The organism is Hymenobacter humi, assembly GCF_042665855.1.
Classification (GTDB): Bacteria; Bacteroidota; Bacteroidia; order Cytophagales; family Hymenobacteraceae; genus Hymenobacter; species Hymenobacter humi.
Map to the genome: position 1 here is coordinate 3,769,614 of NZ_JBHTEK010000001.1, position 13,528 is coordinate 3,783,141.

Annotated in this window: 12 protein-coding genes and 1 pseudogene; 4 read left to right on the top strand and 9 right to left on the bottom strand. The window is 59.4% G+C overall.

Translation table 11 applies throughout. The annotated features are described in order from the left end of the window. Positions 1-294: 294 nt before the first annotated feature. The 3 genes and pseudogenes from ACFQT0_RS21190 to ACFQT0_RS21200 form a co-directional block, all read right to left on the bottom strand. Entirely contained in the window at positions 295-2,253 is a 1,959-nt protein-coding gene (locus ACFQT0_RS21190) for a T9SS type A sorting domain-containing protein (protein WP_380205090.1), read from the bottom strand. Between the two features lie 174 nt (positions 2,254-2,427). Further along, positions 2,428-2,604, bottom strand: a pseudogene (locus ACFQT0_RS21195) (SprB repeat-containing protein); the annotation flags it as partial. Continuing rightward, a complete protein-coding gene (locus ACFQT0_RS21200; RefSeq protein ID WP_380205091.1) occupies positions 2,556-3,137 on the bottom strand; it encodes a hypothetical protein in 582 nt (193 codons plus the stop codon). The gene ACFQT0_RS21200 and the pseudogene ACFQT0_RS21195, both read right to left, overlap by 49 nt. Positions 3,138-4,158: 1,021 nt before the next feature. On the opposite strand from ACFQT0_RS21200, the gene ACFQT0_RS21205 reads away from it, so the two are divergent. Then, entirely contained in the window at positions 4,159-4,713 is a 555-nt protein-coding gene (locus tag ACFQT0_RS21205; protein ID WP_380205092.1) for a 2'-5' RNA ligase family protein, read from the top strand. Here ACFQT0_RS21205 and ACFQT0_RS21210 read toward each other — a convergent pair. Further along, positions 4,676-6,421, bottom strand: a complete 1,746-nt coding sequence (locus ACFQT0_RS21210; protein WP_380205093.1) for a hypothetical protein — start codon at positions 6,419-6,421, stop codon at positions 4,676-4,678. The genes ACFQT0_RS21205 and ACFQT0_RS21210 overlap by 38 nt on opposite strands. Positions 6,422-7,277: 856 nt before the next feature. Between ACFQT0_RS21210 and ACFQT0_RS21215 the strand changes: the two genes are divergently transcribed. The 3 genes from ACFQT0_RS21215 (at position 7,278) to ACFQT0_RS21225 (ending at position 10,209) form a co-directional block, all read left to right on the top strand. After that, positions 7,278-8,462, top strand: coding sequence for a family 1 glycosylhydrolase (locus ACFQT0_RS21215; RefSeq protein ID WP_380205094.1), 1,185 nt, complete (start codon positions 7,278-7,280; stop codon positions 8,460-8,462). A 273-nt stretch (positions 8,463-8,735) separates the two neighbouring features. Beyond that, the gene (locus ACFQT0_RS21220; protein ID WP_380205095.1) at positions 8,736-10,007 is read left to right on the top strand and encodes a PA14 domain-containing protein; all 1,272 of its coding nucleotides are present in this window, start codon (positions 8,736-8,738) and stop codon (positions 10,005-10,007) included. Beyond that, the gene (locus ACFQT0_RS21225) at positions 9,919-10,209 is read left to right on the top strand and encodes a T9SS type A sorting domain-containing protein (protein WP_380205096.1); all 291 of its coding nucleotides are present in this window, start codon (positions 9,919-9,921) and stop codon (positions 10,207-10,209) included. Before ACFQT0_RS21220 ends, ACFQT0_RS21225 begins: the two co-directional genes overlap by 89 nt. Before the next feature lie 131 nt (positions 10,210-10,340). Here the strand turns inward: ACFQT0_RS21225 and ACFQT0_RS21230 are convergent, their stop codons facing one another. The 5 genes from ACFQT0_RS21230 to ACFQT0_RS21250 all read right to left on the bottom strand — a co-directional run bounded on the left by ACFQT0_RS21230 (position 10,341) and on the right by ACFQT0_RS21250 (position 13,511). Next, positions 10,341-10,739, bottom strand: coding sequence for a sensor histidine kinase (locus ACFQT0_RS21230; RefSeq protein ID WP_380205097.1), 399 nt, complete (start codon positions 10,737-10,739; stop codon positions 10,341-10,343). After that, on the bottom strand, positions 10,663-11,040 hold the full coding sequence (locus tag ACFQT0_RS21235) for a hypothetical protein (protein WP_380205098.1): 378 nt from the start codon (positions 11,038-11,040) through the stop codon (positions 10,663-10,665). The genes ACFQT0_RS21230 and ACFQT0_RS21235 overlap by 77 nt, the downstream gene beginning before the upstream one ends. Positions 11,041-11,264: 224 nt before the next feature. After that, a complete protein-coding gene (locus ACFQT0_RS21240) occupies positions 11,265-11,852 on the bottom strand; it encodes a hypothetical protein (protein WP_380205099.1) in 588 nt (195 codons plus the stop codon). 38 nt (positions 11,853-11,890) lie between these two features. Further along, entirely contained in the window at positions 11,891-12,892 is a 1,002-nt protein-coding gene (locus ACFQT0_RS21245) for a helix-turn-helix domain-containing protein (protein WP_380205100.1), read from the bottom strand. A 220-nt stretch (positions 12,893-13,112) separates the two neighbouring features. Next, entirely contained in the window at positions 13,113-13,511 is a 399-nt protein-coding gene (locus ACFQT0_RS21250) for a hypothetical protein (RefSeq protein ID WP_380205101.1), read from the bottom strand. Positions 13,512-13,528: the final 17 nt, after the last annotated feature.

Sequence of the window (13,528 nt, forward strand, 5' to 3'; positions counted from 1 at the left end):
CGTCCGTGGAGATTAACTTTATTTGCAAAAGCCATAATTTTTTATTATATATTGTTAGTAACCAGCAGATAAACCAAACATTGTCTCGATAATATATAATATTCATAATATAATTTTTGAAGCACAACTACCGTTGGCTTAATGCTGCGCTTAGCATTGCCCAACGTTGAGGTAGCGGAGCACCGAAGCCGTGTGCAGTTGCTCTAACCCAAATGGCTCAACGAGCCAGTGCAGCGGGCAAAAAAGACCGGCAGCTTTGCAGCTGCCGGTCTTTTTCGCACTTCACTCCAGAGATTATTTTCTCAGAATCAAGCGCTTCGTCTGAATCGAGCTATCGGTAACCAGACGCACCATGTAGATACCTTCGGCCATGTTGCTGCTCGAAACCTGGAAGCGGTTAGGCGTACCAGCTTCGGCAACCCCAGTGGCTACACGAGTCACCAGACGGCCGCTCATATCGAGCACCTGCACGCTGTAGTGCTCCGACTTGCTGAGCGTGAACTCAATCGAGGCCTGGTGCGTGAAGGGGTTCGGGTAGATGTCCATGGCCCGTTCGGCCAGCGGTGCACTGCCAAGAGTGGCATTTGGCGCAGTGGTAGCGCGGGTTCCGCCCAAGGGGCAGCCCTCATTGTTGTACCCATCCAGCGTGGAAGCCAACGAACCAGCCGTACCAGTCTCGAAGGCGTGGTTCACGTCGTACTGAAGTACGCTGATATGGCCTTCATACCGGGCGTTGTAGTTCACTTGGTCGCTGCACGCGTTGAGCAGCGCAGCCACCGACTGACGGGCCAGGTTGTAGATGCCACCGCCACCCAAATTTAGGGCCTCCTGCAGCGTCAGGTACTTCAGCTCAGCAGGGGCGCTTGTGAATACCGAGCCGTAAGGTGTGCCCGTTCTGTAGGTTGAGCACCACCGGTCGGTGTGGTTCTTCCAGTAGCCCAGCGTGCAGCCTTCGATGGGTGCACAAACAATTACAGTAACCGAGTTGGTAGTGGTATAGCAATAGCCAGCTGTGGTGCTGGTGGCCACCACGCGATAAGTACCGGCTGGCTGCACGCCGAAGCTGATGCTTCCGCCGGTGCCCGCCATAGTCGTCACGGGGGTCCAAGTGCCGTTTACATCGCGCTGCAGCTGGTAATTCACGTGGTAGTCGGTATCGCTGAGCGTCAGTGCGGAAGCATAATTACCTACGCACGAACCACCACCTAGTGTGTATACAGTGGGTACGGCTGGCACGGCGTTGATGGTCACGCTGGCGGGAGCCGACTGGCAGGAGCCCGCCTTGGTGGCCACCACGGAGTAGGTGCACGGAGGCAGGTTCTCGAACACGTTGTGGTAGATGGGCGTGCCCGCGCCGCCGGGCTGGGTCGGGGTCAGGCTCTGCGTAATCCCGCAGCCGGTCAGCGTGTAAGTCACGCCAATCACCACGTTGTGGATTTCCACCGAGCCCGTGCTGTGGTAGCAGTTGGGCTGCGAAGCGGGCAGCACCGTGGGCGTGGCCAGCGTGCTTGGGGCGTGGTTAATCGTTACGCTGGCCGCCGCCGACTGGCAGGAGCCCGCCTTGGTGGCCACCACGGAGTAGGTGCACGGAGGCAGGTTCTCGAACACGTTGTGGTAGATGGGCGTGCCCGCGCCGCCGGGCTGGGTCGGGGTCAGGCTCTGCGTAATCCCGCAGCCGGTCAGCGTGTAAGTCACGCCAATCACCACGTTGTGGATTTCCACCGAGCCCGTGCTGTGGTAGCAGTTGGGCTGCGAAGCGGGCAGCACCGTGGGCGTGGCCAGCGTGCTTGGGGCGTGGTTGATGGTCACCGGGTAAGGAGCCGAGACGCATCCATCAGCGTTGGTAAATGTGATGCTGTAGATGCCCGCAGCTAAGTTGGTGTAGGGGGCAGTCAGCACGGCCGTAGAGGGGCTGGGGCCGCGTACCGTAAACGTACCCGTGCCCAGGCCGGTGGTATTGAGCACAATTGATCCGCCGGCGGTGCAGGTCGGCTGCGTTACCGTTACGTTCGCAGAAGTAATGGTCGAAGGACTCGGTGCCGGATTGATAACAATCGGGTAAGGCGCAGAAACGCAGCCGTTGGAGCTAGTGAAGATGAGACTGTAAGTTCCTGAAGCCAGGTTGGTGTAGGGGGCAGTAACAACGGCCGTGGAGGGGCTGGGGCCACGCAGCGTAAAGGTGCCAGTGCCCAAGCCGGTGGTATTAACTACCAGCGAACCAGCGGCGGTGCAGGTTGGCTGGGTAATCGCCACGTTTGCAGACGTGATGACGGGCGCGGTCAAAGTGCCAACTGTTCCGTTTGCAGTGGCGTGGCAACCCTTCGCATCTGTGATGGTAGCAGTATAGTTGCCTGCTGCAAGACCGGTTACCGTTTGTGCACCTGTCACATCGGTATATGTCTTAACAGTAGTGCCTGCTGCGTTTTTAACGACAATGTCATAAGGCCCAACTCCACCTGCTGCAGTGATAGTTAGGCTTCCATTCGAAGTACCAGCGCAAGTTGCAACCGGGCTTGAGAAAGCAGCAGATAAAGGTGTTCTAATAATTATTTCTGCTACAGTGCCACATTTAGGTGCAATGCTTGCACAAGCATCAGCTCTAATCGCATCGCAACTATTTTTTTGCCATCAGAAGCGTCTGTCCAAGCGACAAAAACGTCAGTTAGCCTTAGGGTAGTGCCGCATACGTAAGTAACCGTACCTACCTCAATAGGAACGGTTGAATTGGGAGCTATAGGACCACCGCAAAATATTCTGGATCCGTTCTCACCTGCTACACTTCCCGACAGTGTTCCGAAAACAGCAAATGATGTTCGTTCAGAGCCGGTTTTATTAACAATGTTCAGGTATAACTTCCTTGTCTGTTGCTCAGTGCCAGTACAAGTAGTGCACTGGTCAGCTCCTTCAACATACGCGCTTACAACTTCTAAGTCTTTGGAAGTACAACGGTCGCGAGATGGACAGTTTAGTGTAACGGTTTGCGCAAGCGCATTTCCAGAAAACAAAAATCCCGCTACAAAGAGCAGCAGGAAATGCAGCCAACTGGCAGTGGCACGCTTTGCAAAAGAAGTAGTAGCTAATGCAGGCGTACACAGTCGGGCATAGGTAAGATTGGGTGTTCTAAAGGTTGTATTCATGACATTCAATGGAAAGGTTTGACATTCAATTCGCGTCGAGGATGGCTGCTGGGGTAGCAGCAGACCAAGGCCCTGTACAGGGAACCATGGTAGCGTAGGACCAGAAATCGCGGGGAAAAAGCATCCCATTCCGTAGCCGGTGGCTAGGGAGAACCCAGAAAAGTTTTGGAAAGGGGGTCTACTTACAATTGAGCTGAATCGTGGTCAGGTCAGCATTGTAAAGACTCAACAGCACAGTACTGAAAGACCGGCCTTGCCGGTGCCGTTAGAGGCAATTTCACCAATTAATCCTCCCAATTTAATGGCAGTACACGAGGTCATAGGCAATAGCTGAGTTTTGAGAAAAGAGCTATGCGGCTTTCACTTGAGTAAACTAAAAGTACATTAAAAACGCCTATTTTACAACACTTTTCCAATAAAAGATTTACTTATTTTTTTAGCTCAACATATTTTTTGTGAAAAAAATATAAATTACACAGACATAAGCGTAACAAGAAAAGAATTCATAATAGAGCGGAAACATTTAGCTTATTCTATTGTCACCCCATACTATACATCAGGCCTAACATTGATTTTCAGAATTATACAATACTAACAGAGGGCTTCATGCTCATCAATGATATCAGAGGCGTATCGGGATTGAGGAGCAAAGCGGCCTCGTTCCTGTCAACTAACTCGTTCAAGGATTGTACACCTGCACTATAGCGCAGAGCAAATTTTGGCAACAATCAATCTGCCAGACTCGCGCGAACCGTGGTAGAATAGCCTCTTTAAGCGTCGCTGAATTGTAAAGGCTCTCTTCCTTCAGTAGCTGGTGGCGGCTTGCGCTACATAATGAGCAGCATCACCATCACACGGTCTTTGCCCTGAGCTGCCGCTACACACCTTTTAGAGCGGTTTCGAAGTACGTGTAGGGTCGGGAACGACCCCGCCCCTACGTACGCGGACCATGAAACGGCTCTAGGAAGCCTTTTAACCCACTCTTCGTACAGACCAATACCCCCAAATTATCATCTCCCCCATGCCCACGCTGTACCTGCTGGCGCTGCTGCCGCCCGAGCCCGTGTTCTCCGAAGTCTGGGCCCTGAAGCAGGAAGTGAGCCAGCTCACGGGGAGCCGCAATGCCGTGCGGCTGCCGCCGCACATCACGCTCGTTCCGCCGCTACACCAGGATGATGCGTTTGAAGCCCGCTGCACGGCAACCCTCGCCGCTTTAACGGCTACGCAGGCCCCATTTCAGGTGGGACTCGACGGGTTTCAATGGTTTGGCAACCGGACCTTGTTTGTGCACGTGAGCGACGCGGTGGGCATCAAAGCCTTTCATGCGGCGCTCATGGACTGGTGCGCCACCCACCTGCCCGAGGTGAAGCCCGAAAACCGCCCGTTTACGGCTCACCTCACGCTGGCCACGCGGGACCTGCCCCCGGCGCAGGTGCCCGAGCTGCGCCAGCACTTTGCGGCGCGCTCTTATGCCGCGGTGTTTGAAGTGCACACCATCACCCTCTTCCGCCACGACGGGCGGCAATGGCAGCCCCGGGCTACTTTCGAGCTGTCGGCGACTTCGGCTTTGGGGTAGCCTGGGCCTTGCCGGGCAGCTCGGGCCCGGCCTCCGCCAGGGGCACAAATACCGGCATTTCGCTGAGCGGGACCACGGCCTGGCCCTTTTTCACCACCAGCTTCGATTGAGCCATGCGGCTGGCGCCCACGGTGGGCGTGTAGCACAGGCCCGCCGCGGGCACTGGTAGAGAGTACGAGCCTTTCCGGTCGTCTTCCACGGGCAGCCACAGCACGGCCATGCGGGCCCGGCCGGCCTCCCAGATGTCCACGCGCGGGTTTTCGCTGTGGCGCTCGCGAAAGGTGTATTGGCCCATCAGCGCCCGGGTCTGCAGTAGAAAATCGGCCGCGGGCCGGCGGGAATTGTCGTTGTTGAGCAGGCCGCAGGACTGGTAGATGTAAGGCAACGACCCGTTGTCATCAAAGGCCTGGTACCAGGTGATGCCGTCGATGCCCGCCGCGGCTACCTCCAGCAGGGTGCGCAGCTCCCACACGCCCTGCGTGTGCTGGATGCGCGCGGCCGGAATAAGCTCCCGTTTGGGATAGGCTTTCAAGTCGGCCTCGCGCACGGCGGCCAGGGTCGAGAGTGGGTGCACGTCGTAGCCCGTTTCGGTGATTACCACGGGCTTGCCTCCGCCGTAGAGGGTCGAAAACTCGACCATGCGCCGGGCCGCGCCGGGCATGGCGCTTTGCTCGGGCGAGACGCCGCGGGTTTGCTGGCCGCTGTGCTGGGCACTGCCGGCGTCGTTGGCGTACTGGTGGTAGTTCCACTGGTCCAGGGGGATGTCGAGGGTACCGTCGGGTTTGTAGCCGCGGGTCTTTTTCCAGCAGTCTATCATGCCCCGGAAGGTGTCGGGCGTGGCTTTGGCCAGGCCGGCGTTGAGCACGATGGCGCTGGGGTCGGCGGTTTTGATGCCGCAGGTGGGGCCCATGCGACCCTGGGCGCCGTCGTACACCACGGACTGGTGCAGGCCCATTTTCCAGCCGCTCATGTAGTGGCTCAGGCCCTTCCAGTCCTTGTCGAGCTCGTTGTGGGCTTCGTAGTAGCGCACGTAGCCCAATCCCTTGCGCGGCAGCGACACCGGCGCATTGGGGTAGGCGGGCACGGTATAGAGCTTCAGGTTGGCGTCGGGAATGTGAGTATTGAACCCGTAGCGGGCCGCCATCTGGTAGGCCGCCTCGCCCGAGGGCTTGTAGGCCGCTTCCTGCATGGCGTCGGCCGTAAAGACGTGGGGCGAGGCGTCGATGTCGGGGGACTCCTTGCCCTCGTAGGTGGTCTTGGGCCAAGTTTCCATTTCGGCCCGGGTGGCGTGGGTAAACGTAAACATCAGCTCCCTGCCGTCGGCGTGGGTGCGTTGGGCCAGCTTGTCTAGGTTCCAGTATTCAAACTGGTGCTGCCCGGCCACGGGCACAAACTTTTCCAGCTCCACGTACATGCGCAGCACGCCCCCGAAGGCCTCGCGGATGGCCCCGTACTTCTCTTCGCTCAAGGCGCTGCCGTCGGTCTGGTTGAAGTTCCAGGGGAAGGCGTTGGCGCCGGTGAAGGCGGCCAGTGGGGCCCGGGGCCGCTTTACGGCAGCGGGCTTAAAGGGCCGGTAGTCGCCAATGATTTCCAGCTTGGCGGGTTGGGCTGCTTTGGGACCGCGCAGCACCAGCCGCTCGTACACGGTATTGGGCGGCAGCTCCACGGTCTCCACTTCGTTGTAGCGGGCGCCGGTAAAGGTGTGCACCAGCTTCTCGACGCCCCCGTGCCCCGGGCCACCACGTAGTACCGCTGGCCGGGGTTGAACTCGCCCTTGCCGTCGAAAATCCGCAGCTTGAGGTTCTTGGCAGCCCACTGGGGCGGGAAATCGATGACGATGGCGTGCTCGTCGAGCAGCAGGCCGGGGCCGGGGCTGAACGTGTTGGTGAGGTCGGAGCCGGTGGGGTGAAACAGGGCCGTGGGCGGCTCGCTCACGTTGTTTTGCTGGTACACCATGCTGCTCAGGTCCAGGGGCAGCACCCCGCGCACGTAGCCCGGCTCGCCGGTGGGCGTAGCCGCCGGGGGCGTGGCGTTGGCCTCCTGGGATTGGCCCGATGGGGATGAGCAGCTAATCAGGGCCAGCAGCAAGCCCAGGCTAAGAACACGTTTCATGCAGTCGGGGTAAGACTTTCAATGGTCGGGATTACGCAGAACCGGCCGGCCGGATACGAACCAGGGCCAGATAAGTCGGGCAGCCCAGCCCCGGGCGATGCCCAACCCGCCTAACGAAACCGGCCGGGAAGTAGATAAACTTTATCGATTTCGACCCGCTGAACCACTGCAGTTAACTCCAAAATAGCAGAATTAATCGGGTAAGAATATTAACATTTATCTAGTAAAATATTATCCGAATTAGCCATGCATAAATATTATACTTTCGAGTTTATTTATGATTGTTTGACGAATAAAATGCAAATATGCTAGAGTCGGGCTAATTCCTTTCTAAGTTCAGCTATGTCGAAAGAGTAAGCTCAACAGCAATAAAATACATTTTAACATCCTAATACTTACAATTTAACCACCCTCGAACCCCCATTATTTGTACTCATTTTACTTCCTATTAAATGAAACATATTTTCAGAAGAGTCATCTCGCTAACGATGTTTTGGGTGGGCCTCTCGGGACTGCCGGCCACGGCGCAAACGGCCGATGAATACGTTCGGCCCTACACCGAACCCTTCCAATACGGCGCCAACGTGGGCTACTACGGCACCAACTGGAACGACGAAAGCCTGGCGGGCCTGCTGCAGCAGGCCGGTGGGCACTCGCTGCGCCCCACCCTGCCCGAATGGTTTGTGGAGAACTACGGCTACACCATTCGCCAGAACACGTTCAACACCTACGTCAACGAGCTGGGGATGAAGGAGCTGACCTGCTTCATCGAAAAGCCCTCGAATGCCCACGCCGACTGGACCGTGTACCCCGGCGCCACGGGCCCCTCGAAGCTGTTTGCCAACATGTACGAGCCCATCTGGAACCCCGACGGCACCGTAAACGACAATAACTACTACGCCCGGTACGTCTACAAGCTGCTGCAGGTGTATGGCGACAAAGTGCGCTTCTGGGAAGTGCTCAACGAGCCCGATTTTGCCAACGGCGCCAGCGCCGCGCCCTGGCTCACGCGGGCCCCTACCCCGGCCGAGCAAGTGAACACGCAGGCCCCCTTCTACCACTACATCCGGATGCTGCGCATCACCTACGAAGTGGTGAAGAAATACCACCCCGAAGCGTACGTGTCGACCAGCGTGGGCTATCCGGAATACGTGGACGCCCTGCTGCGCTACACCGATAACCCCGACGGCGGCGCCGCCACGGCCGCCTACGCGCGCACCGGCGGGGCCTACTTCGACGTGTTGAGCTACCACGTGTACCCGAACTATTCGCTGCACTACTGGGACAATGCCATCGGGGGCTTCCGCTATACTCGCACGTCGGACTATTCGGCCAACAAAATCATCGAGGACAAAAACCAGATGGTGGCTGTGCTCAACAAGTACGGCTACAACGGCACCAAACACCCCGCCAAGTTCCTGACCCTGAGCGAGTCCAACGTGAGCCGCCGCACGTCCGACGACCGGGTGGGCTCCGATGAGTACCAGCGCAACTTTGGCATCAAAGCGCTGGTGCTCATTCAGAAAAACGACATCAAGCAGTTCTACCTGTACTCCATTGGCGAGACCGTGAATGCCCCGGCTGCCGGCACCGTGGTGTCGGGCGAAGACGAGCCTGGGCTTGATGGGCCTGTATGAAAACCTGCAGCGCGACGCCCCCGGCGCCACCAAGCTGGTGCAGCTGGGCCGCGCCTTTGCCACCACGTCCAAGCTGCTGTACGGCTACCGCTACGATGCTGCCCGCACGGCAGCCCTGGCCTTGCCCACTAACGTGGACGGCGCGGCTTTTGCCAAAGACGGCCAGTACGTGTACGTGCTCTGGGCCAAGGCCCTGGTCGACAACGTGGAGCAGGCCAGCGCCACCTACAGCTTCCCCAGCGCCCTGAACTTGGGCGGCCTGGAGCGGTACGAGTGGGACTATTCGCTATCGGGCAGCAAAGCCGTCAGTTCAGCCCAAAACATTGCGCTGAGCGAGGTCCCGGCTTTCTTCATGACCACTTCGGCAGCTCCCCGGTCATTCCTCCGGTTACTCCTCCGGTCAGCGTTTGCTCGGCTACGGGTTCGCTGCTGCGCGAAGAGTGGAACGACGTGCCCGGCGCTGCCGTGGCCGATATTCCACTCTCCCTGCCGGCCAGTAGCAGTGGCCCGCTCACGCAGTTTGAGACTACCGCGCAGGCCACTTATAACCACGCCGAGCGCCTGCGCGGTTATGTCTGCGCCCCGCAAAGCGGCGCCTATACCTTTTCCATCGTCGGCGACGACGCGGCCGAACTGTACCTCAGCACCGATGCTGACCCCAGCCGCAAAGTCCGCATCGCTTCGTGTGTTGGCTGGACTTCGTCTAACCGCGACTTCACCCGCTACCCCAGTCAGCAATCGGCTCCCGTGCAGCTGCAAGCGGGTCAGCGCTACTACATCGAAGCCCTGCACAAGCAGAGCTGGGGTCCCAGCTATCTGGCTGTGTCCTGGACCCTGCCCGACGGAACCCGGCAGGAGCCCATTGCCGGCAGCCAGCTTTCGCCCTTTGTCCTTGACGGAACCACGCCTCCCCCACCCTCGCCCCCAACGGCGTGCTCGGGCACGGGCAGCCTCTCGCGCGAGCAGTGGGACAACGTCTCGGCCACCGGCATCGCCGCCCTGCCCCTGGGCAGCGCCCCGACCAGCAGCAGCACCGTCACCTCGTTCGAATCCCCCGCCCAGAGCGCCTACAACTACGGCGCCCGCCTGCGCGGCTTCGTCTGCCCGCCCCAAAGCGGGGCCTACACCTTCGCCATCGTGGGCGACGACGACGCCGAGCTCTTCCTGAGCACCGACGCCGACCCGGCCCGCATGGTGCGCATCGCCTCCTGCTCGGGCTGGACCAGCTCCAACCGCGACTTCACCCGCTACCCCAGCCAGCGCTCGGCCACGATTCAGCTGCAGGCCGGCCAGCGCTACTACATCGAGGCCCTGCACAAGCAGAACTGGGGCCCGGGCTACCTGGCCGTGGCCTGGACCCTGCCCGACGGCACCCGCCAGGAGCCCATCCCCGGCGCTAACCTGATTCCCTACTCCGCCGCGACCGGCCTCGCGAGCAACCTAACTGCCGGGCCAGGTGCGGCAGCCACTAAGGCAGGCAGCACGGCCACCGAGCCTGCTGGCTTTCCCGAATCCGTTTACCCAGCGAGCAACTATACAATTTAACCTGGCAGCAACGGGCAAGGTCAGCCTCGCCGTCTACGATTTGCAAGGCAAGCTCGTGCGGCAGCTTTATACCGGGCAGGGCGTAGCCGGCACGCCGCAACGCATTACGCTGGAAGCCAATGGCCTGAGCCAGGGCCTCTACGTGCTGCGCCTGGTGACCGACCACAACGTGCTCACCCAAAAGCTGGTACTCGGCAAATAAGGGGACAGCCTCAGATTATTGGCTCAACAACGCCCTCACTGCATTGCAACGCCCGGCTGGGCTGCGCAATGCGGTGAGGGCGTTGTTTTGAAGGGCCGCCTACCAGGCCCTGGCCCGGCAAAACCGCTGACTTACTTCACCGGCAGCGCCAAGCAGAACTCGGCATACTTGCCCTCTTCCGAAGCCACCGTGAGGGTGCCGCCGTGGCCCGTGGCCACAATGTCGTGGCTCAACGACAGGCCCAGGCCCGTTCCTTCGCCGGGAGGCTTGGTCGTGAAAAACGGCTGAAACACCTTTTGCTGCACCTCGGGGCTCATGCCGGGGCCGTTGTCCCGCACCCGGATTTCGATGTACTTCGCGCGGCGCTTCGTCACCACGCGCAGCTGCGGGGTGTAGTCGCTGCCCAGCTGGTGCTTGCGTTGAGCCAGGGCATACAAGGCATTGGTGAACAGGTTAATCAAGACGCGGCGAATGTCCGACGACACCACTTTTACCAGGCCCAGGTGCGGGTCGAAATCGGTGGTGAGCACGGCGGTGAAGCCCGGCTCGAGCACCTGGCGGTTGTGGTAGCTCAGGCGCAGGGCCTCTTCGGCCAGGTGGTTGAGGTCGGTGAGCCTGGTGGCTGCCGGCGCTGCTGCGGGAGTGCTCCAGCATGCCTTTCACGATGGCATCGGCCCGCAGGCTGTGCTGCCCGATTTTCTGCTGCATGTCGCCCAGGTCGTGCAGCAGGCTTTGCACCGCGGCCGCGGCCAGGTCGGTGAGGTGCTCATCGGCCAGCACCTGCTGCACCTCCTCCACCATCTCCTTGCTCACTTCGGCAAAGTTTTTCACGAAGTTGAGCGGGTTCTGGATTTCGTGGGCCACGCCGGCCGTGAGCTCGCCCAGGGCCGCCATCTTCTCGCGCTGCACCAGGTGGGCCTGCGTTTCCCGGAGCACGCCAATGGTGTGCGCCAGCCTGGGCGGCCTGCTCGGCCAGCTCGGCACGCTGGGCGTTGGAGATGTTCTTTTCGGCGTCGATGGTCTTCCACTGCAGAAAATCGATGCGGCTGTCTACCTCAAAGATGTAGCCCGTGAGGGACGCCACGAAGTAGGCCGACACCAGAAACACGGCGTTGTTGATGAGCATCAGCCGGTCCTGGGCAATGTCGCGGTCGTGGAAAATGAGCACGAAGTAGGCGCCGTTGATGATGGTGTGGGCCACCAGCGCGTGCCAGAACCGCAGCCGCACCCACGAGCCCGTAAACATCATGATGATAATCAGCCCCACATAGTAGTGGTCGTAGGCCAGGCTCGCTGGGCTGGGTGTGCTTGATTATAAGTATCACCGCCAGGCCGGCCACCAGGCACATGGCGCTCATCACCACTTGCAGGAAGGCCCGCAGCGGGGTGATGTAGCTGAAAACCAGCGCCACGAAGATGGCCGGGCAGCCCACCGCAAACCGGTAAAACCAGGCCGTGGAGGTGGAGAGCGGGGCCGAGTACAGGTCGAGCACCCCAAACAACGCGAACAGCACAACCCCCACCGCCAGGGCGATGCGCACCGCGCTCAGCGTGGTAACGTTGTAATAGTCAATAAATTCCTTCTCCGTAGCCAGGGGAAACCGAAGGCGCCAAGCGGCAGGTACTAGACGCAGGTAGTCCATGCTCGGGGGCGGTTGGGCTGGGCGCGGGCCAGCGGTGGCTAAGGCAGGGCCAGGCTTTGGGCGTGCAGGAGGTGGCGCAGGCTGTTAAAAAAATGGGTTCTTTCTTTCTCCCCGCTCCCGCTGATGAGCGTGGACTTCTTCATCAGGTTGTCGAGGTTGGCAAACATAAAGCTGTTGAATCCTTCGTCGCGCGTGCCCACGAAGTAGAGCACGCTGTGGTTGAGAAACGTAAGGCGGGTGCTGCCCAAATCGGCGGCAAACGTGTTGTCGCCCAGAATTAGCTCGTTGATAAACAGGCGGTAGGCGGGGCCGGCAGCCCGCGGCTCCTGCCCAAGAACGAACTTGGTGCCGCGCTCGGCCTGCGCCTCCAGGTAGTCGATGAGCTCCCCTACCCGGGCGTAGAGCAGGTGCACGTCGTCGTCGGACTCGAAGGCCTCGAACTCCTTGAAAAAGTTGATTTGGCGCAGCGTGCTGTTCAGGCTCTCCACGTTCCAGATTTCGGTGGTGGGCACGCGCTGGTAGAGCGCGGCCGTGCGCTGGCTGGCCTCGCGCAGCCGCTGGTACCGCTCGTCGCCGAGCCTGAACTTGACCCCGCGCAGCTTGTCGTCGTGCAGGATGGACTTCATCCAGAAGTAAAACTTGAACTCGGCCAGCTCCGGAAACAGGAAGTGGTAAAACGGGGGAATGTCCTTGACAATGAAGTAGACGTGCGCCGCGGCAAAGCTGCCAATGCGCTGCAGCTGCTGCTCCATGTCGGCCAGCCACTGCTCCAGGGGGTGCTCGTCCTGCAGCGGCTGCCGCCCCGTGAAGAGGATGGCCTCGGTCTGGGGAAACAAAAACTGGTCGATGGAGACGTGAAAATGCAGCCCAACTTTCTGCACCTCGGCCAGATTGATGGCTTTTTCGCCCCGAATGCGCCGGTAGGCGCTGTCGATGCTCAGGCCCAGCACCTCGGCCACTTCCTCCACCAGCGACTGGTGGGGAAGCAATTGGGTCTTCACCTGCTGGAAAAACCGCACCTGTGCACTGGGCGTGCTCATGGGATTGCTGCAGAGCAGTAATTGCAATAATAAGAGAATAAGTTAGTAAAAATTAATTTCATTTCCTAGCAACGCTTCTGCTTTGGCAGAAACCGCCGACCCGAGCCGGACAGTCGCGCCCGGGGGCAGAACCAGCAGAAATTAATAACGGGAGTCTTAGCGGTCAATTAGTGTTCCGCTTCGGATGGTGGTATCTTTTCTGAGCCGTGCAAAGGCCTGCTCAACGGCGCGAACGGTACGTGGTGCAGCTACGTTTTTTTCGCTTTTGCTTGGGTTGCGGCAACCGTAGCGCACCTTTTCTCATCTTTAGGGCGTTGCGATTTCGGGCTGCATTTCTTACCCATAAGCTGTTACAACCATGAATACCATCCGATTTCTCCCCGAGTCGGTGACCAGGTTGTACCACACCGTCGAGCACCGCGCAAATGTGTACTTCGAAGCGCACGGCCTGAACCGGTATGCCACCCCCGCCGCCGTTGTAAAAACCGCGTTTTTTACGCTCCTTTTTGGGCTTACGTACGGCGTCCTGCTGCTGGTGGCGCTCCCGCTGGGCGTGTTTCTGCTGCTGTGGTTCTTCATGGGGGCCTTCCTGATGCGGGCCGCCATGAGCATCGTGCACGATGCCGCACGCGGCAT